The organism is Candidatus Avelusimicrobium fimicolum, from assembly GCF_021632165.1.
Classification (GTDB): Bacteria; Elusimicrobiota; Elusimicrobia; order Elusimicrobiales; family Elusimicrobiaceae; genus Avelusimicrobium; species Avelusimicrobium fimicola.
On sequence record NZ_JAJWTS010000001.1, the window covers coordinates 201,024 to 225,368 of the forward strand.

20 protein-coding genes, 1 tRNA gene and 1 other RNA gene are annotated in these 24,345 nt (G+C 46.4%); 12 read left to right on the forward strand and 10 right to left on the reverse strand.

Features of this window, described 5'->3' with window-relative positions:
• Window positions 1-11 precede the first annotated feature (11 nt).
• Window positions 12-500 (forward strand): hypothetical protein, encoded by a 489-nt coding sequence (locus ACQY2K_RS00970; protein ID WP_428040402.1) that lies wholly within the window; start codon window positions 12-14, stop codon window positions 498-500.
• 3 nt (window positions 501-503) lie between these two features.
• On the opposite strand, the gene ACQY2K_RS00975 is transcribed toward ACQY2K_RS00970, so the two are convergent.
• From ACQY2K_RS00975 to ACQY2K_RS00985, 3 genes are all read right to left on the reverse strand, one after another.
• Window positions 504-1,232, reverse strand: coding sequence for a ComF family protein (locus tag ACQY2K_RS00975; protein WP_428040403.1), 729 nt, complete (start codon window positions 1,230-1,232; stop codon window positions 504-506).
• A 1-nt stretch (window position 1,233) separates the two neighbouring features.
• Entirely contained in the window at window positions 1,234-6,585 is a 5,352-nt protein-coding gene (locus ACQY2K_RS00980; RefSeq protein WP_428040404.1) for a hypothetical protein, read from the reverse strand.
• Window positions 6,586-6,671: 86 nt separating this feature from the next.
• A complete protein-coding gene (locus ACQY2K_RS00985) occupies window positions 6,672-7,829 on the reverse strand; it encodes a hypothetical protein (protein ID WP_428040405.1) in 1,158 nt (385 codons plus the stop codon).
• A 118-nt stretch (window positions 7,830-7,947) separates the two neighbouring features.
• Between ACQY2K_RS00985 and ACQY2K_RS00990 the strand changes: the two genes are divergently transcribed.
• The 3 genes from ACQY2K_RS00990 (at window position 7,948) to ACQY2K_RS01000 (ending at window position 10,998) form a co-directional block, all read left to right on the forward strand.
• Window positions 7,948-9,042, forward strand: coding sequence for an LptF/LptG family permease (locus ACQY2K_RS00990; RefSeq protein WP_177747761.1), 1,095 nt, complete (start codon window positions 7,948-7,950; stop codon window positions 9,040-9,042).
• Window positions 9,018-10,124, forward strand: a complete 1,107-nt coding sequence (locus tag ACQY2K_RS00995; RefSeq protein ID WP_428040406.1) for an LptF/LptG family permease — start codon at window positions 9,018-9,020, stop codon at window positions 10,122-10,124. The genes ACQY2K_RS00990 and ACQY2K_RS00995 overlap by 25 nt, the downstream gene beginning before the upstream one ends.
• A 343-nt stretch (window positions 10,125-10,467) precedes the next feature.
• A complete protein-coding gene (locus ACQY2K_RS01000) occupies window positions 10,468-10,998 on the forward strand; it encodes a type IV pilin protein (RefSeq protein ID WP_428040407.1) in 531 nt (176 codons plus the stop codon).
• A gap of 115 nt (window positions 10,999-11,113) precedes the next feature.
• Here ACQY2K_RS01000 and ACQY2K_RS01005 read toward each other — a convergent pair whose 3' ends face one another.
• The 3 genes from ACQY2K_RS01005 to ssrA all read right to left on the reverse strand — a co-directional run bounded on the left by ACQY2K_RS01005 (window position 11,114) and on the right by ssrA (window position 13,549).
• Complete coding sequence (locus tag ACQY2K_RS01005; protein WP_177747753.1) at window positions 11,114-11,476, reverse strand: response regulator; 363 nt, start codon at window positions 11,474-11,476, stop codon at window positions 11,114-11,116.
• Window position 11,477: 1 nt separating this feature from the next.
• On the reverse strand, window positions 11,478-12,887 hold the full coding sequence (locus ACQY2K_RS01010; RefSeq protein ID WP_428039781.1) for a phosphoglucomutase/phosphomannomutase family protein: 1,410 nt from the start codon (window positions 12,885-12,887) through the stop codon (window positions 11,478-11,480).
• A gap of 315 nt (window positions 12,888-13,202) precedes the next feature.
• Window positions 13,203-13,549, reverse strand: a transfer-messenger RNA (tmRNA) gene (gene ssrA / locus ACQY2K_RS01015).
• Window positions 13,550-13,646: 97 nt separating this feature from the next.
• Here ssrA and ACQY2K_RS01020 point away from each other — a divergent pair.
• From ACQY2K_RS01020 to pssA, 4 genes are all read left to right on the forward strand, one after another.
• The gene (locus ACQY2K_RS01020; protein WP_428040408.1) at window positions 13,647-14,057 is read left to right on the forward strand and encodes an NYN domain-containing protein; all 411 of its coding nucleotides are present in this window, start codon (window positions 13,647-13,649) and stop codon (window positions 14,055-14,057) included.
• Window positions 14,058-14,122: 65 nt separating this feature from the next.
• A tRNA-Leu gene (locus ACQY2K_RS01025) sits at window positions 14,123-14,205 on the forward strand.
• Window positions 14,206-14,250: 45 nt separating this feature from the next.
• Complete coding sequence (locus tag ACQY2K_RS01030; protein ID WP_428040409.1) at window positions 14,251-14,919, forward strand: phosphatidylserine decarboxylase; 669 nt, start codon at window positions 14,251-14,253, stop codon at window positions 14,917-14,919.
• Between the two features lie 8 nt (window positions 14,920-14,927).
• A complete protein-coding gene (gene pssA / locus ACQY2K_RS01035) occupies window positions 14,928-15,719 on the forward strand; it encodes a CDP-diacylglycerol--serine O-phosphatidyltransferase (RefSeq protein ID WP_177747741.1) in 792 nt (263 codons plus the stop codon).
• Window positions 15,720-15,776: 57 nt separating this feature from the next.
• On the opposite strand, the gene ACQY2K_RS01040 is transcribed toward pssA, so the two are convergent.
• Both ACQY2K_RS01040 and ACQY2K_RS01045 read right to left on the reverse strand, forming a co-directional pair.
• A complete protein-coding gene (locus ACQY2K_RS01040) occupies window positions 15,777-16,691 on the reverse strand; it encodes a magnesium transporter CorA family protein (RefSeq protein WP_177747739.1) in 915 nt (304 codons plus the stop codon).
• Between the two features lie 75 nt (window positions 16,692-16,766).
• Window positions 16,767-18,101 carry an alanine/glycine:cation symporter family protein gene (locus tag ACQY2K_RS01045; protein ID WP_428040410.1) on the reverse strand — a complete coding sequence of 445 codons (1,335 nt, stop codon included), beginning with the start codon at window positions 18,099-18,101 and terminating at the stop codon, window positions 16,767-16,769.
• Window positions 18,102-18,170: 69 nt separating this feature from the next.
• Here ACQY2K_RS01045 and ACQY2K_RS01050 point away from each other — a divergent pair, with 69 nt between their 5' ends.
• Window positions 18,171-18,917, forward strand: a complete 747-nt coding sequence (locus ACQY2K_RS01050; protein WP_428040411.1) for a nucleoside phosphorylase — start codon at window positions 18,171-18,173, stop codon at window positions 18,915-18,917.
• Between the two features lie 67 nt (window positions 18,918-18,984).
• On the opposite strand, the gene ACQY2K_RS01055 is transcribed toward ACQY2K_RS01050, so the two are convergent.
• Window positions 18,985-20,475, reverse strand: a complete 1,491-nt coding sequence (locus tag ACQY2K_RS01055) for a protein kinase domain-containing protein (RefSeq protein ID WP_428040412.1) — start codon at window positions 20,473-20,475, stop codon at window positions 18,985-18,987.
• 64 nt (window positions 20,476-20,539) lie between these two features.
• On the opposite strand from ACQY2K_RS01055, the gene murI reads away from it, so the two are divergent.
• Both murI and ACQY2K_RS01065 read left to right on the forward strand, forming a co-directional pair.
• Window positions 20,540-21,337 (forward strand): glutamate racemase, encoded by a 798-nt coding sequence (gene murI, locus ACQY2K_RS01060; protein WP_428040413.1) that lies wholly within the window; start codon window positions 20,540-20,542, stop codon window positions 21,335-21,337.
• Complete coding sequence (locus ACQY2K_RS01065) at window positions 21,334-22,032, forward strand: polyphenol oxidase family protein (RefSeq protein WP_428040414.1); 699 nt, start codon at window positions 21,334-21,336, stop codon at window positions 22,030-22,032. The genes murI and ACQY2K_RS01065 overlap by 4 nt, the downstream gene beginning before the upstream one ends.
• A gap of 30 nt (window positions 22,033-22,062) precedes the next feature.
• On the opposite strand, the gene ACQY2K_RS01070 is transcribed toward ACQY2K_RS01065, so the two are convergent.
• A complete protein-coding gene (locus tag ACQY2K_RS01070; RefSeq protein ID WP_177747719.1) occupies window positions 22,063-23,316 on the reverse strand; it encodes a cation:proton antiporter in 1,254 nt (417 codons plus the stop codon).
• A 60-nt stretch (window positions 23,317-23,376) separates the two neighbouring features.
• Between ACQY2K_RS01070 and ACQY2K_RS01075 the strand changes: the two genes are divergently transcribed.
• Entirely contained in the window at window positions 23,377-24,309 is a 933-nt protein-coding gene (locus ACQY2K_RS01075) for a response regulator (RefSeq protein ID WP_177747716.1), read from the forward strand.
• The last annotated feature ends 36 nt before the right edge of the window (window positions 24,310-24,345 follow it).

Genomic DNA, 24,345 nt, shown 5'->3' on the forward strand with positions numbered 1-24,345 from the left:
AGGAGAACACTGTGTCAAAAAATACCGGCTTAAAAAATTCCATCGTACTTTATGAAGCCTATCCTTATGCTCGCCCTATCACCTTATTAGTGGCAGGTTTATTTATTGCGGGATGTAGTTACCCCGCTACAAATTGGATGGAAAATATTGGAATAATTCTCGGTTTAGTATGTATCCTTTGGGGGATAATAAAACTATTTAATAAATCAAAAATACTCTGTACCTTTACGGATGACCGATTGGTTTTCCATACGCCCAACAAAGATTTTTTATACGGACAAATTGCCTATTTTTCCATTTTCTACAAACATACTCCCGGAAGAGTGAGTACAAGTTATGTTCCATACTTTAAATTGCAATTAATGTTTGGCAAACAATTTCTTTTCTTGCTGGATGATTTATCTCCGCGCGACCAAACTATATTTATAGCAGAATTAAAAAAACACAATGTAATTTTTAAAGGGAAACAATACGAAAAAGGATTTTTTAACAAAAAATAATTTTTATTCCCGGGCAAAAGTATAGGCCATTACCTTTTTGGCTCCCGCCGCTTTTAACGCCTCGGCACAGCCCTCCAAGGTGGCCCCGGTGGTTGCCACATCATCTATCAGCAAAACGGTTTTTCCCTTTATGGGTTCCTGATTTTGATACGCAAAGGCCCCTTTCATATTGGCTAATCTGCCCACACGGCCCAAAGTGGTTTGGCTAATCGTATTTTTAATACGCACCAAACTTTTGCTATCTAGCGGCAGTCCCACCAAGGGCGCAAAATTTTCTGCAAGCAGTTCGCTTTGGTTATAGCCACGCGTACGGTTTCTTTTAGGGAAAAGCGGCACCGGCATTACCACTTCCGCCTCCGCCAGTTCCGGGTAGTTTTTATAACGCACCGCCATTTGCGCACCCATATATTTCGCCAAATAATCTGCCCGGGAATACTTTAAAGCGTGTACAAGCGCGCGGGAAGATGTATTAAATTTAAAAGCAGAGCGAATTACGCGGCATTTGTATTTCCGCTCCTTACTCCCCCGGCAGGCAAAACAATGCGCCCCGCCGTACTTCAACATTGCCCCGCACCGTTTGCAAATGTGCGGCCCGGGTGCGTCCAAACGGGAAAGGCACTCCGCGCATAAGGGTTCATTTGCGTTCCAAGATAAATCGCACCCGCAAGCAAAACAGGTGCGCGGCAGGAAGAAATGCAACACAAGTTTAAAAAATGCCGCACCGTATTTCATATTAAAATTGAATTGTTACATTAGCCGCCACATTGTAGGCAGTGTAATCCTCGGTTTCCACATAGGCGTGGTCAAGCACCGTCAGCCCGCCGGAAAGCGTAAAGCGCAGATTCTGCGACATTTCATAATCCAATGATGTGGTAACATCATACATTTGGTAGTTATCCTTTACCTCTACCGGAGATTTTTTATCCGTATAAGTGAGGGTGGTATTCCAAATCACGCGGTTGGTGGCGTTATACATTTTATTTACAAACGGCAATTTAATGCCGCGCGGAATATTAAAATCCCACCGCAAGTTTAAACTGGGGGTAGTGGTGGTAGTGCTTTCGCTGATTTTTCCAGCCACCAGCCACTTATCGTGTGCTGAATACAACACTTTCGGCGTTACGCGCAAAGAACCCACATAAAAAGACGTCTGCGCGGACATATCGCTATCGTGCACGGTTTCCAAACTGGTTCCGGCACGCAGGTCGGTTTTGTCCGAATCTTTGCGCGTAAAATTAAGCACCGTGTCAAAATAGTTAAACAGCATAAAGCGCAAATCGCCGCCGTATTGCTTGGTGTATTGCTCGTCTGTTCCCGTATTCGTCTGTTCCACCCAACTGTAACGCAGTTTTAAGTTGGACGAACTGAACCAACGTCCGCCGTAAAAGAATTTCTCCAAGTCGGAAATAGAAAACGTCATATCCGGCAGGGTTAAACTGGTGGAATCGTATGATGTACCCGTTTGTTCGTTGGACTGCAAGGTTTTGGTAAAGTTGTTAATCAGCGAAATGGTTTTAAGCGGAGCGGCCGCACCGCCCATTTCGTAGCGGGCGAGCGGACTCCAACGCTGGGTAGAAGTAAAGGTATCGCGCAAAATCAAACTCTTGCGGTAGCCGTAATCGCCCACGTCTTTTAAAGAACCGCCGCGAATCCACAACGCTTTGCGGGAGTCAAACCCGCTGTCCACATCAGCCCACGCATCGGCGTCTTGTATGCGGTAACTGGAAGAAATAACCAACGTGTTTAATAATTTACTGTTCGGCAACAGTTCATTTCCGTTAAGCGTTAAGGAAACGCCGCCGTCCGCGTTTCGGTTGACGGTTTTCACCTCGCCCACGCCCACCTCTACACGAGTGCCGGAAGCGGTCAGCGTTTTTGCATTTAGGTTGTTGTTTTCCTGCGTGCTGATATTATAACTGACGGACGGAGCCAGCCATTTATTAATCTTCCACGTACTGTTAAAGCCTGTATTTTGCGTTAAAGCCTTGGGGTAACTGATATCCTGCTGGGTCGCCGCGGAATATTGGGTGCGGTCCTCCTTGCTTTTGCTTAAACTGTAACTGGGCGTAAAGGTAAAAGAATTATTGGGCTGATACGTTACCTTCATATTCATTTTTTGCGTGTTTTCATCCGTATTATAGTAATTGGCCGATTCCAAGTGTTTGCTGCGGTCGTAATCAATGGACGAATCGGTAATGTGATATCCGGCGGAAATGTTTTTGAAAGAACCCGCCGTATGAGAAAGAGTTGCCCCGTAAATGCGGGCATCATCCTGGCGCTTCATTACGTCGTATTTTACCTGGTCCGTGGTGTACTCCACGCCGATTTTGGGCAGGTTGTCCTTGATAAAATCGCCGCGCACCATTGTACTTTGGCGGTCCACCTGGCCTTTATCCAATAAACTGACGGTGTTATAATCCTTGGAGTCCGTAATCAGGGGAGTAACCGTGCTGGATTTAGTCAAATTGGCTTCCATCGGGAATTCTTTAATTTTGTTTACTTTAACGAAATATTCCTGTTGGGTAACCTCTTGGTTTTTGGCAACGGAAAGAGGGGTTTCAAAATTACTGTCCTGATATTTGTACTTAGCCCCGGCACTGCCCCACTCGTCCCACTTTACTACCACATCGCCTTTGTATGCCGTGCCTTCTTTGGTAATAGCACCCGCCAAGTGGATGACGTTGAGCCACACCTCGCCCTGGCTGCCAGAAGTGCCGTTTTCCTTTTGCACCCCCGCTAAAATCAAACTGACTTCCTGGAAGTTTAAAATTCCGTTTGAGGTCCGCACGGGTTCCACCCGCACATTATAGGACGGGTCGGACTGGTTTTCAAAGGTATCGGCAATGCCGTCCCCGTTGGAGTCCACCATTTTTAAGGAAATCAACCGCCAACCGCGGAAGTTGGTCGGCACCACAACTTTATCATAATTGCTTTCCGTACCGACCTTTAAGAAAAATTCCGTACCGTCTTGGTTTAGGGGCGTATCTGTGCCCTGCTGCATTGCTCCGTGAAGCAAAAAGCGCACTTCGCGGTGTTGGCTGAAATCCATAGTAGAAAAGTTCCGGTTGGCATACACTTCTTCGTTGTCGCCCAAGGTGGCAGTATTAAATTTGAGGTTTAAGGATTGGTCCAATGCGTTAGCGGAACCGGTGGACTTTTTGTAATTATCCACAGAACCGTACAAGTAATTAAACACCTGTCGGCCGTCGCCCGTGCGGTCTGCAAAAATAGGCTCATAATTGGCATTATCTACGTTATTAATACCTGCAACGGAAAACACGGACGGAGATACATTTTCCTGCGGGTTCCAAGCCGTGCCGGATAAAGACACATTGGCAATTTTAATTTGCCCTTTTAATTTATCCCCTTTTTTAAGTGTAATACGCAAGTGGCGGACCGCGGTCCATTCGCTTTTATCGTTAATGGTTAAGGGAACGGTAAAGGTCTGCCAGGCGGTATTTTCCGCCACATTATCTGCCAAACCGGGTATAGAGGCCCCCGCAAAACCGAAATTTCCCTGTGAGGGGATTTTTTCCTCATCATATTTTCCGTTGCCGTTTAAATCCTGCGTATCAATACGTCCGTTAGGCTGGGATTCGGGATTATAGACGTTATTTACAAACGGGTTATAGCGGTGTTCTTCACCGTCCGGATCCACAAACGACCACCCGACATCCTCGTTCGGCGCCAAACTGTTGCGGCAGTAAACATCTTCCGTCTTGGGGGCCAGCCCGCCGCCGCTGCATTGGGTTTCCATACCCATAGAATTATCCGAATATTCCGAAATATTACCAAAAGTAAAGTTCACCTTAGGGCCGCCGGTCTCGCCCAGCATAGTCAGTTCAAAAGAAGTCTTATTGGATAAGTCCAAACCGCTGGTGCTGAGCGGATAGACGATAGACACTTCATCCCGTCCGTAAAAATTGACTCCTTTGGTAAAATCATAATCAATGACAAGCACTTGCTGTTTATCGTTGTAATCGGCAATAGAGTGCGGGTTGATTTCCAACGACGGCAAGTCTTGGGTATCCCAACGGATAGAATTCCAGAACGCACTTTTTCCGCTCGGGTTGGCCGCAATAATCCAATCCCGGAATATGCGCGATCCCGCCACCTGCTCGTTGGTTTCGTTCATACTGTCAATCATCGCGTAGCCGAACAGGTTTTGCTTTTTGACACTTTTGGCAACTTCCGCGCTGAAATCTACCGACAAAGGTTCCGCCAGTTTGATATCCTTCCCGTTAATGTCCGCCCCATAAACTAAAAGGTCCTTGGCATAATCGCCTACTTGCGGGACTGTGGTGGGTTTGTCGCCGCCTTCTTTCAGCACGGTGGCCCCCATTACGATTTTATCAAACAGTTTGTAATCTAACCGTCCCCCCATTACGGAGTTGTTGGAGTTTGAGCCGTTGGTCGTATCATAAGTGATATCAATCGTGGAGTTTTCGGTAATTTCATCTCCCTTGTAGAAAGTAATAAAGCCGGAGGTATAGTCAATGTAATAATCGTTGTTGCGTGTTAAGGTGCGGCCGTTTAATTTAACGGTTTCGGACTGGACGACAATGTCCGCCTCAATAAAATAAGTTTTTACCGTGGACTCGTACTGTATTTTGAACGTCATATTTTTGGAAGACGTCGGCGTAGTGCCGTAAAGGCCTTTATCTTCAAGACGGCTCTGCAAATAAAAGATACCCGTATCAAAATCCATAATAATAGTGGAGGGATAGAGGTATTTCGGGTCCGTAACAGTCTGCCCGTTAGCATCCTGCAACTGCAAAATAAAGTTGCCTTTTCCGTTATCCGGCGTAATTTTTTGTGCGCCGATATTGTAATAGGTCTTTAACTCCATTTTGGTAGCGGTTTGTTCGGTGCCAGTAAGGGTGGATTGGTCGTTTTCGGTTTTGATTAATTTAATAGTATTAGGCGTTCCCCAACTGCTTAATCGGTTACCCGTCGTTCCGCGGTAGTCCACCGCCAATACGCTTTCCGCCTTAATGGTGCGTTTAAAAGTAATAATACCGCTGGCGTAGTCTATGGTATAGTCCGTACCGCGGGTTAAAAGTTCCCATTTTGCATTATAAACCGCACTTCCCATAAAATCGGTGGCATCTAGCGTTATAGGCACAAAATCAGAAGAAGTGCTGTTGTTATAAAAATAAATTTCTTCCGAACCGGGGGAAATGGAACCGATATATGTTTTCCATTGGGAATAGGCATTATCCAGCGCGGTATCACGCGCGTTGTCGGGCACGTTTCCGCCAAAGGTCAAATCGTAATAAGTACGGCGGATATAATCTTTATCAGCCAACGAAACGATTTCCGCCACGCTGCTGCCCACGAATTGCTTTTGCTTGCTGGAACCCTTGGTTTGGGAGCCGATTAAATAGAGGTTGGCGTTCTTATGCTGCAAGTGCATTTTAGCACCGAAAAGTTGCTTTTCGTACGCAATAAACTCAGTCTGCGGCAGGGATAAATTGATATCGCCAAATTCAGCCAGTTGCACCAGTTCCCCCGGCTTGCCGCGGTAAGCCACGGAAATACTTTTTTCCTCTTCCCGCTGGTCGTCGTAGTCAATATCCACAAACACGCGTTCCAAAATTTTACCTTGCATTTTTAACTGCAACTGCTGGTCCATTTCAAAACTGCTGTCGCTGCGCTCGTCCACGCTGTTATTGTCGTCTTTCTTATATTTTTTAGATGCCATTTTAAACCCCAGCACATAGCGGCCCGTGAGAGCGATACTCGTGCCGTACAAAGGCAAAGACAAAGTGGGGTTCAAAAGCGTTAAATCGGGAATAGGCTCCGGCTCTTTGTCTAGTTTATAAGCCCCCTCCACCGACGTAACCGCCTGCCGCCAAAACTCGTTGGAGTATTTTAACAGGTTTGCGTCATCCGGCGGGTCCTCCAAGGCCAGTTTCTGTTCCTCTTTGGCTTGCTGGTCTTCCCTAAAAATATCGTACTGGTCCGTATCCACCAATCGGTACGGAAGCGACTGCGCGCCCGCCGGAAGAGCGAACGTAAATTGCAGGATAAGCAATACAGCCAAGGCTTGGCGCAACAGTTTAATTAGGGGATAAAGCCTCATTGTTTCATTTTATAATATTTGTTTTGACGGCGGGGAACGAAAAAGGAAGCCCCATCGGCTTCCTTTTAAGTGAAGATATAAAATACCTACGGCTGGTCTATTTCCACCGTAACGGTGCGGTGCAGTTCCCGGTGCTTTAAAATATCCAATTCCAACACATCCCCGGCTTTGGCCTGAGGGAACAACTCTTCCAGTTTGGCGGGGTCAAACGGAGCGGGGTACTGCGGCAGATAGACTTTTTCCTTTACCTTTCCGCGGGAGTTTAACCACCGCACTTCGCCTACGCTTTCGCCGGACGCCACCCAAAATGCCGCACGGCCGTTTAACTTATACTCAAACATTGGAACCATATTTTGCTCGTAATTGCCAATCAACCACGAAAGGGTAAAGCGCGCATCGGCGGCAAAATAGTGCAAGGAATCCTTATGAAATCCGTCAATAATACCTGCCACCTCGCCCGCTTCGTTAAGTACGGGGCTTCCGCAAAGACCGTCCATTTTAAAGGGCGTCTGCTCGCTCTGTATGGTTAGTTTAACGCCTTTGGCGTTAAGAAGCGTTAAATTACTAAGCCGTGCCAATCCCTGCACCGCATATGGGCTACCCCAAGCAGCCAGTTTATCCCCCTCTTTGGGGGCCTGTTTGGCCAGGTGAAGCGGTTTAACAAAATCTGCCGCATCCAACGGAAGTTCCACAATAGACGAATCCGGAGAATTAATGCCATACGCGCCGGAAGCGGACACAAACAAACGCTCGTAATCCCGGGATTCGCCTTTTTCGTTAAATACACGCAAATGCACCATATTGCCCGGGCCACCTACCACGTGATAGGATAAAACCGCATACAGCCGCCCGCTGCCCGAACGGACCACAAAGCCGCTTCCAATTAAAGAACCTGTAAAAATATTGTGTGCTTCCAACAAAGAGGCCCCAATATGCGCTTCGGCAGGTTTTATTTTGGACACCTCGCTGATAAGTGCGGTGCGGGCCGATTTGTGTTGCGCTACAACGGCCTTAATTTCGGGCGTCAGTGCAGACACCACCGGAGCACGCAAAAGAGGCGCAACCGCCGCCGGACGGGCCGTCAACGCCGAGGATAAGGCCTTGGGCAACGCAGACGGCGGAACCTTAACGGGAACTTCAACAGGCCGACTCAACGAAAATATTCGTTTTAGAAACGAGGACTTTTGTGCAAACACCCCCGGCGCCACAAATAACAGACAAATAAATAAAGTAAAAATTCTCATATTTGTATTATATAATTCTATTTTTCCTTGCGGCCAGGGTCAAAGGGCCTAAGCCCGCTTGGGCACTTTGGCCCGATTTCTCCCCCGGGGTTCGTGATATTTTGTTAGAATAAGATATATGCACATCAGTATTTTTACCAAATACATCGCCAAAAGCCTGCTGACCTTTTTTATCGGCGTGCTGGGGATTTTGACGTTTGTTATCTTTATGAACCACTTTATCCGCGTGCTGGATATGGCTATGACGTACGGCACCAGTTTTGCGTGGATAGTGTCTTCGTTATTAAACATTATGCCTGATGTGTTTTGTTTAAGCGCGCCGATGGCCTTTCAAATCGCGATTTTGCTTACGCTTACCAATATGAGTGAACAAGGCGAACTCATCGCGCTGCGCGCGGCGGGATTCTCGTTTAAAGAAATTGTCCGCCCGCTTCTGTGCTGCGCCATTATTTTATCCGTAATTTTAGTAATTATGGGCAACTGGCTCACCCCGCGCAGTTATAAACAGTTTTTAAATCGCCGCAACGAAGCCCGCAGTAAAATTACAAAGGTAAATTTAGAACCTAAGACCTTTTTAAACCTGGGCGAGTGGGATTTGTATCTGGAAGATTTAGACACTAAAACCAATGTAGCGCATATGATTCACTTAATTAAAAAAGCAGACAGCGGGGCCCTTTCCACCAAAGTCAATGCCGCCACAGGCAAGGTGATTTTGACCGACACCGCCATCGGCCTGCAACTAAAAGACGGCCAAATGCAGCGCCTGGATGAAAAAGACCAATCTTCTATTATCGCCGCCAATTTTGACGATTATACTATGAGCATCTCGCTTTTAAAGGCGCACACGCGCCGTTTGCGTGTGGGCGAAATGAGCACTACCAAACTATTGCGCCGTCTGCGCGCGATGCCGCTGGACGAAGAAACCGCCAACGAATATAAAACCTCTATCAGTATGCGTAATGTGCTGGCGCTCTCCCCCATTATTTTGTTATTTGTCAGTTGCCCGATTGGGTTTTCCTTGGGCAAACGCACTAATAAAGGTTGGGGTATGCTGTTTAGTGTAATTATCATTTTCTCCTTTTACCTGTTGATGACGTTAGGTCTGTCCTTAGGTAAAAAATATGCTCTTGTGGCCTATCCCGGCCCGTGGCTGCCTATTTTTGTTGGACTCGGCGCGGCATATTACCTGTGGAAAAAGAGGTTAAATATTTAATGCGCATTTATTATTATATCGCCAAAAAATTTTGGGGACCGTTCTTTTTTGCCTTGGGTGTGTTTACCACGTTGGTTGTACTGGGCGACACCTTTGAAAAAATGAAGAATTTAAGCAACGGCACAACCACGATTTTAGATTTACTTTCCTACTCCCTAGCAACTTTCCCCAATTGGCTGACAACCATTATGCCGGTGGCGTGCCTGCTGGGTGCTATTTCCGTCATTTCCGAAATGGTTTCCAACGGCGAGTGGACGGCCTGCGTGGCGGGCGGCTTTGCCCCGCGCCAACTGTTTAAACCCGTTATTATGTGTATTTTAATCGTGGTGGCAGGCACTATGCTAATGCAGGAATTCGTCGTGCCTCCGCTCAATTTAAAAGCCGATAAAATTTACTATACCCGCATAAGCCCCTCCGATTCATTCAACCCGGACACCGAACACGACGTAGTGATAAAAGTTTCCCCTACGCAAATGCTCTTTGCCAAAGAGGTGGACTTAAAAAAGGGGACTATGACAAAGGTTTCATTGGATACTTACGACGACGCCTGGGACATTGCGGCCCAAATCGTAGCAGACCAAATGGTCTGGGACGCAGACAGTAAAAATTGGCTGTTTTCCAACGGTATTAAGCGTACCTTTGTGGACGAAATGGATACCACCGAACAACACTTTGAACAGGAAGATTCCCCCGTCAGCACCCGCCCAGACGAAATGTCCGTCAATAAAGTAGAGGACAAACTGTTAAGCATACGAGATTTAACCAAGCGTATTAATTTTTATAAACAAAGCGGCCTTGCGCACTATGCCGCAGAAACTATGCGCCAGTCGCGCCTGGCTACGCCGTTTGTAACGGTGATTATGTGTTTGCTCGGGATGCCCTTTGCCATTAGCGTACGCCGCAAAAGCAAAATTGTAAACATTATTGCCTCTATGGTGATTGCATTTACGTTTTGGTGGCTGATGTCTATGTTTACGTCTATTGGCGAAAACGGCTACATCAACCCCTTTATTGCGGGCTGGGGGCCGGTGGTATTTTTTAGCACGGTGGTATTTTTTGAATTTAAGTGGATGAAACTTTAAACACTAGCCAAGACACACAAAAGTTTTTATAATAGTTTTAGTTGTAAAACTGCCCTAAACCAGTTATGTTTAGGATAAAATTTGCATCTGTTTTTGGAACCGTATGCAGAATACGGTGCGCTGCCGGGATACCGGCGGCTCAACTCTAATCCAAAAGCAGTCGTTTTAAGCACGGAATAAACGGCTTAATTACCCGTTTGTTTCGTGCTGAGTGCTTTCTGCCATATTTTTTATATATGGCAGAAAAGGTCACGGCTGTTATTTTTGGGTTATTAGAGTTGGCTCAAATATAGCAGCCGTTTTTGTTTGCCTATTTTTCCAAAACAGAGCACAAGGAGAAATTATGCAAACAAACCACTTGGGCTTTACGCTCATAGAATTACTTGTAGTCGTACGGATTATCGGTATTTTAGCCAGCGTTGCCCTGCCGCAGTATCAAAAGGCGGTTACCAAATCCAAACTCGTTTCCTCTTTTCAAATGGCCGAAAAAGTACGCCAAGCCCAAGAAATGTTTTATTTAGCAAATGGTCGCTATTCCAATGGGCCAAATGAACTGGATATAGATTACCCTGATTGTATTAAATCCACCGACGACCACGAGGGACAATTCAAATGCAAAGATTGGTTGATGGTTGTAAATTATGCGTGGCGTGGCTCTTTACACGTTATGTTCTGCCCTGGATATGGGCAAAAAAATTGTGATAATGTTCCTGGCACCAACCACTACAATGCAACCAAAATGACTTTTACTTTTTATTATGAACACGCTAATTCTTACCTAGAACCCTATGCGGGAACCAAACAGGTGCGTTGCTATAACAACAAATATTTATGTGATTTCTTTTTAAGCAATTACAAAGCTACCAAGGTATAACTGCTATGTTTATATTTCCGTTACCAATAATACAAAACACCTTATAAAAAAGTGCGCCCCGGGGAAAATTTCCCCGGGGCTTGTTAGTTGTTGGAGCAAAATTAAACAAACGGTTTTAAGAGCGGCTTACGCGGTCTATTGCCGCCAACAAATCGTCCGTATCAAACGGCTTATACAGCACACCGTCCGCGCCCAAGCGTTCGGCCTCTTCCAAAATAGAGTCTTGCCTTAACCCCGTTACAATCAGCACTTTAACCTGCGGGGCCATTTTTTTCAGTTTAGCCAAAATATCCAAACCGTTTTCCGTCGGGAAAAACACATCCAGCAAGATAAGGCCCGCACCGCTACCTTCCAGTTTGGAAAACAACTCCGCCGAACCGCCCGCTTCAAACACTACCTCAAAGCCGGAGGATTCCAACACATTTTTAATGGCGGAACGCAAGATAACAGAATCATCTACTAATGCGATTTTTAACATATTATTTTACATACGGGGCCATTAATTTTTCCCCAAAATCTAACAATGCCTGCGTGTCTTTTTTAGTGGCCGTTTCGGCATACACGCGCAAGAGCGGCTCCGTGCCGGACGGGCGCAAAAGCAACCACTCGTCATTTTCAAAAATAATTTTTAATCCGTCAAAAGTAAGCGTTTCGGCAATGCGCTGCCCGTTGATTTTTTTCGGTAATTTCTTGCGCATTTTTTCTGCCATTACGCCCTTATCCACCGGTTTAGCCAAGGGCAAATCGCGGCGCATATATACAGACGCACCATATTCTTCGGCCACTTCGGCACACAGTTCGCTGGACTTTTTGCCTGTTTGGGCCATAATGTCCAAAAATGCCAGGGCCACCGTCAGGCCGTCGCGGTCCGGCAAATTGCCCTTCCAGGCAAATCCGCCCGATTCTTCCACCCCAAAGGCCACATCATCCAAATTCATACGCTCGGCCACATTTTTAAAACCCACACCGACTTCCTCAAACAGCATTTCGTGTTTGCGGGCAATACGTTTCAGCAGATAACCCATAGAAACGGTTTGCACAATTTTCCCGTCTAATTTTTTGTGTTTAATAAAATAGTCGCACAGTACGGCGGCAATCACGCACGGGGTCAAATAGGTGCCCTTTTCGTCAATTAAGGCTACTCGGTCGCCGTCGCCGTCAAAGGCTACACCCAAGGCGGCCTTTTTGGCTACCACCGTTTTTTTAAGTTCTGTCAAATTCTTTTCCACCGGTTCGGGCTGTTCTCCGCCAAAAGTAGGGTCGTGTTCGGCACGCAGGGCAATGACCTGTTTTTCGGGCAGGAACTTTTCCAAATAACCTGACGCCGCACCATACATATAATCCATTACCACTTTGCCTTTAAAGGTTTTTAACTTTTTGGCATTAATATGGCTGGCTACATATTTTAAATACACGTCGGTAACGTCCTTTTTGTCGGCTTTTTGTCCGTAAAGGAGCAGCACGGAATTTTGGTCCAGCAATTCCTCCACTTCTTTGGTAACACGCGCCGGAGCCGAACCGCCCGCCAGTTTAATTTTAATACCGTTATAGTTGGCCGGGTTGTGGCTGGCCGTAACCATAATGCTCATCCAACATTTACTTAAACTTAAACACGCGGCCACCGGGGAAGAAATGGGACTGGCGGAAAGAGTAACATCTATTTTATTGGCACGGAAGATACTTGCAATATCGGCGGCAAACAGGTCCGACATAAAACGTCTGTCGTAACCAACGAAGATTTTAGGGGCTTTGGAGCCTTCCTCTCCCGGAGCGTTTTCGTTGATATAGTCCGCCAAAGCCTGTGCCATACGGCGCACATTTTCAAACGTAAAATCCCAAGCAATCACGCCTCTCCAACCGTCGGTGCCGAACTTAATTTCAGATGCCATACTTTCTCCCGTTAAAAATATTAAATCTATAATGTCTTGCAATTTCCGTATTGTTGTTTCTATCTTTAAAACGCGACCTTTGGCACCGTCTATAAAAATTATTTTAAAGATGACAAAATTTTTACTTGTCTGAGCCGCTTAGGCGAGTTGTAAAAATGTCCTTTAAAATAATTTTTATGGTTCCCCGGTTGCGTGGTCTTTTTCGTTCTTTTTCTGCCACCAGAAAAAGGACAAGAGCCTTTTTGCTTACTTTTTCTGCAATGAGAAAAAGTTACAAGATATTTTTTGAAACTTCACTTTTTTAATAAAGCAAAAAAGTGGAGGTGGGGGGATTCGCACCCCCGTCCGAACATCTTCTCCATCCGGGCACTACAAGTTTAGCCTTGCTTAATTAACCGCAAACTAAGCGCAAGGCGGCACGTTTGCGGTTTAGTTCGTTGGTCTTATGCAAAGCCGGACGAACTGCGCCTGCTTTGCAGCATTCCATATATTGACCGCACTCCGCTAGCGTATGGAAGACACCAGCGGCGCGGTGGGACTAAGCGTTAGCCCAAGCGACTTGATTGTCGTTAGTTATTTTTGTGGCCCTATTTTAGCCGGCCTGGCCAACCGGCACTTGCTCCCGGGCGGCAACAGATACCCGTCGAATCTATTACACCCCCGTAAAATACGGAAATTGTCAAAGAACGCTTCCTGTGAATTAGCATTATATTGTATCATTTTCTTATAACAATTTTGGCAAAGAAAGGCAACCTTATTATGTATGTAAGCACAAAACCGACTATATATTTGATTGACGGGCTGAACCTGGTACGCAGTTTTTTATACGAATTTGCCCGCACGGAAGAAGAAGTAACCGCAGATTTTTTGGATTTTTTGGCCGATATCTCGCAAGACGAGCATTACGCAATGCACCAATACGAAGTGATTTTTGACGGCTCTTTCCGCCCAGTCGGCCCGCTTTACCGCGGGGGTGTGCATATTTCTTTTTCGGAAGAAGACAGCGCCGACCAAATTATTTACGAACGCGCGGACTATTTAAGCCAAAGCGGCCAGCGCGTCATTGCAGTAACTGACGACAGAATATTACAAGAATCCTTAAAAAAATTAGGTGTAAAAACACTGTTTTGCCGTAAATTTTACAACGGGCTTAAAACATTTGACAAGTAATTTTCGGACGGCAATATAAAAAAATGTACAAGTGCGTGTTTTTTTGTTAAAATAAATCTATAAGAGGGCTGGTGGCGGAATGGCAGACGCGACAGACTTAAAATCTGTTGACCGCAAGGTCGTGGGGGTTCAAGTCCCCCCCTGCCCACTTAAAAATCCTGCCATTTAATTACACCCACCAGTACGAAAAAATATGTTAGAAGACATCAACCGTACACTTGCCAAATGTTTTGGCTGGGTTAGCACAGTTTTGCCTTTGGGGCTTAAATTTTTTGCAATCGCCGTGGCTGCGGCTGCGGTCTTTTTGTTTTTTGATTTCCGCGTGCTTGGCCTTTTATTCTTGCTGATTGGCTGTTTCTGCGCATTCTTCTTCCGCGACCCGAAACGCGAAACTGTATTTACTGATGACGAAATCGCCTGCCCGGCAGACGGCACCGTTCTTTCCATAAAAACAGAAGATGACCCTAATTCCGTAGTGGTGCGCATTTTTCTGTCTATCTTTGACGTTCACGTCCAACGCGCGACCGTAAACGGAAAAATCGGCGATATTTTTTACAACAAAGGTACTTTCCTGTTTGCAAACAACCCGGAAGCAGACAAAAACGAACGCAACCTTATTCAAATTTTTAAAAACGGCGACACCTCCCGTTTTGCCCACGTGGAACAAATCACGGGTGCTATTGCGCGGCGCATTGAGTGCTGGGTCAGCCCCAAGCAGGACATTAAAATCGGCGGGCATTTAGGGTTGGTGCGTTTCGGCTCCCAAGTGGCTGTATATCTGCCCAAAGAAAAAGTGCGCGTATTGGTAAAAGAAGGCCAAAAAGTGCAGGGCGGCATTACCGTGTTAGGCTTGTGGAAATAGAGGATTTTATGGAAGAAAATAAAGAAACCAAGGTCGTTGAAAAGTTGAAACACACCGGCGCAATGACGGCTCCCTCGCTTTTTACGTTGGGGAATTTAGCGTGCGGTTTTTTCTCCATTTTGGCTGCCTCCAAAGGAAACTTTGCGCATGCCGGGTGGCTGATTTTATTCGCAATGGTATTTGATATGTTTGACGGTCGCGTGGCCCGTCTGTTGGGCGCAGAAAGCAACTTTGGTGTGGAAATGGATTCCTTGGCAGATGCGGTTTCCTTCTGCACGGCTCCGGCCTTGCTAATGTATTTCTTTGTACTGCATACGCAGCCCTTGTGGGGCGCACCCATTGCGTGCGTGTACGCCTGCTTTGGCGTCTTGCGCCTGGCTAAATTTAACGCAATGGCCTATGCAGGACAAGGCTCTAAAAAGTATTTCTCCGGTTTGCCCACTCCGGCGGCGGCGGCTATTTTGGCCTCGTTTGCCATTTCTTACAGCATTATGCTGGGTGATATGGGCGGAAGAAATATTCACTTTTTAGCCTTGTATTTGCCGCACCTGTACAATTTTGTATGGTTTGCTATGCTTGTATTGTCTTTATTAATGGTATCCAATATTCCGTATGCCGCCTTTAAGGCCAAACGCGAAAAACGGTTAAGCGTATGGGTGTTACTGCTGATTGTATTTTTGGTTGTAATGCTGATTCGCTTCCCGCAGGACGTGATTTTTATCGTGTTCTCGCTCTATGTAGTATTCGGCTTGCTAGCCGTACTGTATCGGGCATTTAGAGGCATTAAAGTAGAAAAATAAATTTGTTTGTCTAAAAAACCCGGGGCCATTTAGACCCCGGGTTTTTTTAGGTAAAACTTACCAGTTTTTGTGCCGCCAATAAATCATTACCAGCCATACCAAAATCAAACATACGCCCATAATCATCCAAAAGGCGTCCGGGTGGTTGGAGAGCGGCAAAGCAACGTTCATACCGTAGGCACTTACTACTAACGTAGGCACCATCATCCAAATAGTAATAACGTTTAGTTTTTTAATCAGCAGGTTTAAATTGTTGTTTACGATAGAAGCACGCGCATCCAATAACTGCGCCAAAATGTTGGAATAAATATCCGCCTGCGTTTTGCATTGCATATTTTCCACAATAATGTCATCCAACATTTCCTCATCTTTTTCGTCAAAACCGATACGGGCGGAAAGGTTGCGCGTTTTTTCAAACACAAACCCGTTGGAGGTAATAGCCTCGGCGTAGTACACCAAACTTTTTACCAAACTAAACAGGTTTAACAAATAGGTATTATCCACAGACTCGGTGATTTTATCTTCAATTTCCTCCGAAATCATATGAATAATACGCAAGTGTTCCACATAGTGTGAAATAGAGTTATACACCAGTTTCAAAAAGACTTCTTTAATAGACGATACCGAGTGAAACCGTTTGCCCACAAACAGCGGAATATCTTCCGCCAGCACCACAATTAATTTATCTTCAAATAAAAACATACCAACAGAAGCGACCTTAAATTCCAACTGGTCTTTGCCGGAATAATTTTTGGGCCGTTTATAAATCATTGCAATATGTTCGGGCTCAAACTCCAAACGCGGCAATTCATCCGGGTCTAGGGAAGATGCCAATGTGTGTTCGTCAATTTGATAGGACTCCACCAAAAACCGCTGTTCGTCCACCGTCGGGTTTGTATATAAAAATACCTGCGCGGAAGACGAATCTGTTTCCAGCAGTTTTTTATCTTTTATTTCATATTTTTTAAGCATTTTACGCCTCTGGGCCGGATGATATATATTTAAATGATACCACCTACAAACCGCCTTGTAAAGTTTTTTGCCGTCTTATTTACGGGCAAAAGCCAACTCTTGGGCCAAATAAGTTTTTGTTTCGCCAAATACCACCCCGCGTAACAACCACAGGGACAAAATATTTGGCACGCACATTACCGCAATCGCAGTATCGGCCAACTCCCATACCAATTTAGGGCTCAAAAAACCGCCCAAACACATCATTAAGAGCCATAAGACATATATGGGTTTCTCCACATTTACCCCCAGGCAAAATTGGGCCGACTTGGCTGTATAATAACTCCAACCAACCAAGGTGGAAAACGCAAACAGCGTAAGCGACATAAGCAGAAAATACGACCCGCCCGGCAAAGTGGAAAAAGCACTTTGTGCCAGTTGCGCCCCAAACAACGTACCGCTCTGCCAATCGCCCGCCACTACCACCGTTACACCCGAAAGCAAACAAATAACCAGAGTGTCCCAAAATACCGTTGTTGCCGACACCAACCCTTGGCGCACCGGATTGGGTGTTTGGGCAGCCGCCGCCGCAATCGCGCCGCTACCGCTGCCGGCTTCGTTGGACAGCACCCCGCGTGAAACGCCGTAGCGCACCGCTTCTTTTAGTGTTATTCCTATTGCCCCGCCTACTAATGCTGTACCGCTAAACGCGCTTTTAAAAATACAAACCACCGCCCACGGGAATTTTTCCCAATGCAAAATAAGCACGGTCAAGCATAACACTATATACAACACCGCCATTCCCGGCACCAGCCATTTGCACAGCGCGGCAATTTTACGCACGCCTCCTAAAATCACGCTCCCAGTCAGCACGACAAGCACCGCCGTAGTCAAATAAGCAGGCACACTAAAAACAGAGCCGTAAATCGCCGCCAAAGAATTGGTTTGAATAAGCGCATCGCCAAACCCCATTAGGGCCGTAGCCGCCGCAAAAACAAGGGCGGTCTTCTTCATATTAAGCCCGTTTTTAAGCACATACATCGGGCCGCCGACATATTCGCCCGCTTCGTTTGTTTCTCGGTATTTAACGGACAGAACCGATTCGGCATACTTAGTCGCCATCGCCAAAAAGGCGGAAAGCATCATCCAAAAGAGTGCCCCCGGCCCGCCTGTGGATACCGCCGCGCTGACGCCCACAATGTTGCCTGTTCCCACCATAGCGGCCAAGGCCACCACCAATGCCCCGAAACTGCTGATAACACCCGCTGAGCGGCTTTTTTTGATAGAAAGAGAAATCGCGCTAAATAAATGTTTTTGGATAAAGTGCAATTTACAGGTAAAATACAAACTAATGCCCACAATCAAGGCGAGCATCGGCGCACCCCATAAGAACGCGTTTAAACGGACAATTCCCTGCGTAAAACTTTCCATAAACAAATACTCTCTTTTTTGTATAGTATATATGTGCGCAAACGCACAACTCTAAAATTTTACAAAAATATGACTATCTTATTCCCAAAAAATAAAAAAGCCGCACTAAAAGAAATCTCCACACCCGCCGGTTATGTAAACCACGTTGCCGCCGGGCTGAAACTGCCGGGCAAGGCTATTTTGTGCCCCATTTCCTCCTTAACGCGCTATGTGGAAAGCCACGCCAAATATAAAAAATATAATTGCGAGGCAGACATTTACGTTTTGGAAGGACAAAATTTGTGCTATGTAACCAATTTCGGTTCCGGCGCGCCGGGTATGGCAATGGCCTTAGAGGTGTTAATTGCCTTAGGTGTAAAGGAATTTGTGTTTATCGGGCTTGCCGGCTCGTTGCAAGAAGAAGTAGAACCGGCCGACATTGTGCTTGCAAGCGAAGCCTTGTGTGATGACGGTACTTCTCCCTGTTACACCAATAAAGAGACCGCCAAACCCAACAAGACGCTTTTTAGCAAACTTTCAAAGCAGTTGGAAGCAGACGGTAAAAATTTTCATACCGGGCGAAACTGGACAACAGACGCAATCTTCCGCGAAACCAAAGCCGAGGTAAAACACTATCAAAAAGAATCCGTTTTAACGGTGGAAATGGAAACGGCTGCCTTTTATGCCATTTGCGCCAAACGCAAGGCACAGGGCGCGGCGGCCTTTGCCGTAAGCGACGTATTGGCCCGCTACAAATGGGAGCCGCACTTCGGTGAAAAACCCATTTTCCGCGCGCTAGAAGATATTTTTATAGCCGCCCAAAAAGTGCTGAAATAGTTTTATTCGCCAGAGAAAAGCCCCGGGGCAAATATCCGGGGCTTTTTATTTGGCACAAAAAACAATTTTAATAGTGCGTCCGTTCGGGGTCTTCGGGCAACGGCTCAATAGCCTCCAAGCGGCTCCAAAACTCGTCAATAGACTGAATACGCTGTTTGGGGTCCTCTTTCAGTGCATCTTCCAACAGTTGGTCCACAGCCGGGGGAATATCCGGCGCCAGTTTGGAAACCGGCACAATTTTTTTATTGGCGATATCAAAACCCTTTACCGTCCACGGCACTTGCCCCACCAAGGCTTCATACAAACACAAAGCCAAGGAATACACATCACTCTGCTTGCGCATAAAGCCTTTCTGCTGTTCCGGCGCCATATAAGCAGGCGTTCCGGCCACGGTGCGTGCGCCCGTTTCGTGGTCCACGGACTTTTTGGCAACGCCAAAATCCATCACTTTGGCTTTGTCATCATCAAAAATCATAATGTTACCGGGCTTCAAATCGCAATGGATAATATCCTGCGAGTGCGCATAGTGTAAACCGCGGCAGACATATTCAAAAATCTTTTTAGCCTTGGAAAAGGGCAAACGTCCGTCAATATCCAAACGGGTTTCCAAGGTTTGCCCGTCCACATATTCAAACACCAGGTAGAGCGCGCTTTCGGACTCAATAACCGTATAAATTTCCACAATGCACGGGTGGCGCAGCAAGGCCACCATACGCGCTTCGGACAAAAATTGCTCGCGCACATAAGAACTGCGCACCAATTCCGGGCGCACGCGTTTGATAGCCACCTTGCGCTTTAAAACTTTATCATAAGCCTCGTAAACTTTACCCATACCGCCTTCGCCGATTTGGCGGATAAAATCGTACTGTTCTTTTACGTCCACTTCGCGGCGGCTGAAAGCATTTTTCGGTTGGCGGAAGACATCTTCATAACGCCAATATACAAACAGCAATACCGCCACAAACACCGCTAAAAAGTACAGCGTTACCCAACGCGGTGCGGGCTTTTTGGCCGCTGTTGGCGTGGTTACATCATTGGCTGTTTTAGAGGCTGTTTTTTCGTTTAATTCCAGTTGTAATTTTTGCGCCAGACGAGAGGCGGGATTCAGTTTTAAGGCCATATCCGCATCTAACCGTGCGCGCTCATAATTTTGCTGTTGCAAATAGGCCCCTGCGCGCAAGATATAGGCGCGCGAGTCCTGCGGGGCTACGGCAATCGCCTGTCCGGCCGTATAAATAACATCATCATATTTTGTCAGGCCATCATACGCAATAGCCAAAATCAAATGGAAGCGGTTATCTACAAAATTTTTAGCGGTTAAATCATTTACGCGCTTGATAGCCTCTTGGAATTTTTGTTGGCGGAGCAAATCGTTTAAGCGGGCAATTTCGGCATTGCGGGCAGCCTGATTGAAAACAGCCGCATTGGGGGCCGGGGTTGCGTGCGACGAGAAATTTCCCCCCACCAAAAGCGGAGCACTTTGGTTTTTGGGCGCGGCAAACGCGCTTGCGGACAAGCATAGCGCAACCATTAATAAAAACAACGCCTTTTTCAGCATAAGGATATTCTAGCACAAAGAAAGGCCTTTGTTCCAACCGATATATAATTACTATAATAAGCATATGACAAAAAAAGCGATTGGCGTGTTTGATTCCGGGCTGGGCGGGCTGACAATTTTAAATGCACTGCGCCGCACCTTGCCGCACGAAAATTTAATTTATTTCGGCGATACCGCCAATGTGCCGTACGGTTCCAAATCCAAAGAAGCCGTAACGCGCCTATCCCTGGCCATAGGCCGCTTTTTACAGGAGCAAAACGTCAAACTGATTGTGGTGGCCTGCAATACCGCCTCGGCCCAAGCATTAGACGAACTGAAAAAGAAACTTGCCGTACCTGTTATGGGTGTAATAGAACCCGGCGCCACCAAGGCGGTCAATGTTACTAAAAACGGACATATTGCCGTACTAGGCACAGAGGGCACCGTAAACAGCAAGGCTTATCCCAAGGCACTTTTAAAAAAACTCCCCAACGCACGTATTATTCAGCAGGCTTGCCCGCTGTTTGTGCCGCTCGTGGAAGAAAACTGGACGAACAAACCCGCCGCCGAACTGATTGCGCGCGAATATTTGCTTCCTATACAACAGAGCAGAGCCGACACCGTTATTTTGGGCTGCACCCATTATCCGGTACTAAAAGCAGTATTAGCCCGCATTTTAGGTGAACAAGTCAAGTTGGTGGACTCCGCCGACACCTTGGCCGAAGCCGCGCAAGTTTTCCTACGCAAGCACCATTTAGCGCAAACCACAGGAAAAGGGCGCATAACCGTTTATGCCAGTGATGCCCCGCAACGCTTTAAAAGGCTGGCGCAAATTTTACTGGCGGATAAAATATCCACGGTGCATTTAAAAAAACTTTTATGAAAATTTACGCAGATAACCAAATGCTGGCAGCAGGTTTAATTGGCGGGACACTTTCGCGCCAGACAGGCAATATGCGCGAAACTGCCCTCCAAACGCCCATTTATCAGGAGTTGGATATCCCGCCGGAAAAAATTTTGCATTTTCACCAAACGCACAGCGATAAAATTATTTTTATTTCCTCGCCTGACGAAGCCCGGACTTTTGCCCAAAAACCGCTCCAAGAGGCTGATGCGTGGGTATTTACTAACTGCCCGGGGTGGGGAGCGGCTGTTTTAACCGCAGATTGTGTACCTTTGTTTTTATGGAACAATACAGGGACCGTTTTTGCGCTCGCCCATTGCGGGTGGCGCGGGGTGGCTAAAAAGTTGCCCCACAAAACCGCTTTGGCCTTAAAACAAGCCGGGGTAAAAAATCCGCTTTTCGCCTTTTTGGGGCCACATATCCAAAAGTGCTGTTTTGAAGTACAGACGGACACCGCCTGCCAATTTTCAGCCCAAAGCGTACTTCACCAGAACGGTAAGATTTTTGTAGATTTAAATGCAGAAATACGCTTGCAACTGGAACAGGCCGGACTAGCGCCCGAAAATATCCACGCGCCGAACCGTTGCACTTGTTGTGATAAGGAAAATTTCTTTTCGTGGCGGCGCGACCACATTAGGCAAAATTTGCTTTCCTTTATTTACAAACCCTTGTAAAAATGCCCCTGTTACGGGGCATTTAAACTCTTATTTGCTTTCCGGCGGGAGCGCCTGCGGGCCTGTGTGCCGGCGAAAGAAGGAATCACTAAGCCATTTAAGCCCGCCTTTCTCTATACGGAAAGACATCAGGTTGGAACCGATTACGCTAAAAAAGATGACCGCATAAATTACGTCTTGCACCACGGAACCGTCCGGCAGTTGGGAGGCTATCATAGCCGCCAACACCGCGCTGACAAGCCCGTTGGGGCACATAGCCAAAACAGCGGAACAATCCTCGCGGGATAAGTCTTTTGACAAGCAATAATTTACCACCGGAGCGCGGAAGATAAATTTGGCTGCCGTTAATATAAAACCAATAGCCACCAAATCTAACCGTCCGATTCTCATACAAATACCCATATATACGAAGAAAAGCGTTTTAAAGATAAATTCTACTTCCTCAAAAAACACCTTTTCCCCGTTATTTAAGGTAAGCAAATTACGGAAATCTAACCGCGGCAGGCGCAACCGTTTGATAAGCCGCATATTCCCCGCCACCACGCCAAATGCAAGCGTGGCAATCGCCCCGTCCCCACCGATAATACCACTGACACTATACACTAAAAGAACAAACGCAAATGTAAGCGAAATGGCATTTTCCAATCGGCGCACGCGGTTTAAAATACTCATCCAAAACACCCCGGCCGCCAACGCAAAAACAATACCGATAGCAAAGGATTTGATAACATCAGACACTAAAACGGATGCAGTTAATGTTTCCCCGTGCGAAGCCGCCGACAAAAGCGCAATCGCAAGCACAATGGAGTAAACCCCCGTTAAATTGGCCTCCAAAAACAAAATGGTTTTGGAAGTTTTGGAAACCTGCAATTTAGCAAGCAAGGGCGAAATAATAGCCGTAGAGTTATCCGCCACAATCACGCCGATAATCAGCGCATAGATTTGTGGCACTTTTAAAAGTTCCTGCGCCAGAAACGCAATCACCAAAGTTACCAAAGCAAAGCAAACCGTAGTTAATAAAAGCCCCTGCCCTACGGCTCCGCGCAAGGACAAAATCCTAAATTCAAGTCCGCTTTTAAACAACACCACAATCAGGGCCAATGTGGTAAAAATCTCGCCGGCTTGGCCGAAAGACTGCGGGTCAACTAAATGGAGTACCGGCCCCATCAGCATCCCCAACACCATCAGGGGTAACACGTCCGGCAGGCGCGTTTTTTCAAACAAAGAAGAAAAGATATGCCCCAATACAAGGAGCAAACCGATAAATAAAATGGCATAGGTCATATATTTATTATACGAAAAAGGGCTATTGCACAGGACAGGAATATTTAATTAAATATCCCTATGGAACACAATGCAAAAATTTTACTGGCGGACGATTCACACGCTATCCGCTTTTTAGTTTCGGAAATTTTAACCAATGCCGGGTTTACTGTAATAGAAGCCGAAGACGGCCAGGAAGCCATTGATAAAACCTATAAAGAAAACCCTGATTTGTTGATTTTAGATTACGAAATGCCCCACAAGACGGGCTTTGACGTAGTCCGCGAGGTCCGCAGCCGCACCGGCTATTTACACACGCCGATTATTATTTTTACCGCGGTGTCAGACAAGTCAACCAAATTGGAAGGATTGGGATTGGATATTGACGATTATCTAACCAAACCTGCCGACGAGGACGAAATTGTCGCGCGCGTAAAACTGTTATTAAAACGCAACAAGCAAAAAATGGATTGCAATCCTCTTACGCGCCTGCCGGGGAACCCTTCTATCCAAGCCCGCGTGGAACAGGAAATTTCCTCTGGGCGGACTTTTGCCGTTCTGTACTGCGATTTAAACAACTTTAAGTCCTTTAACGATAAATACGGCTTTGAAGCAGGCGACCGCGTGTTAAAAACCGAGTCCCAAATTATTGTATCTGCCGCAATGCAGGACCCGGCCTCTTTTGTAGGGCATATAGGCGGAGACGATTTTATTGTCGTTTGCTCCTTTGATAAGGCGGACACAATTGCCCAAGAAATTACGTCCAAAACAGATGCCGTTGCTCCCTCTTTCTACAACGAAGAGGACCGCACCAACGGATATATGATTTCCACCAACCGCAAAGGCGAAACGGAAAAGTTTAATTTCCTTTCTATCGGTATCGGCATTGTGCATAACACCAAAAAACCGCTTACCTCGTTTGCAATGGTCAGCAATATCGGCAGTGAACTTAAATGCTTGGCTAAAAAGCACGAAAACGGCAGTTTTTATGTAATGGACCGCCGCGGCGCTTAATTTGGAAACAACTACAAAGGCCCGGCTCTTAACGGG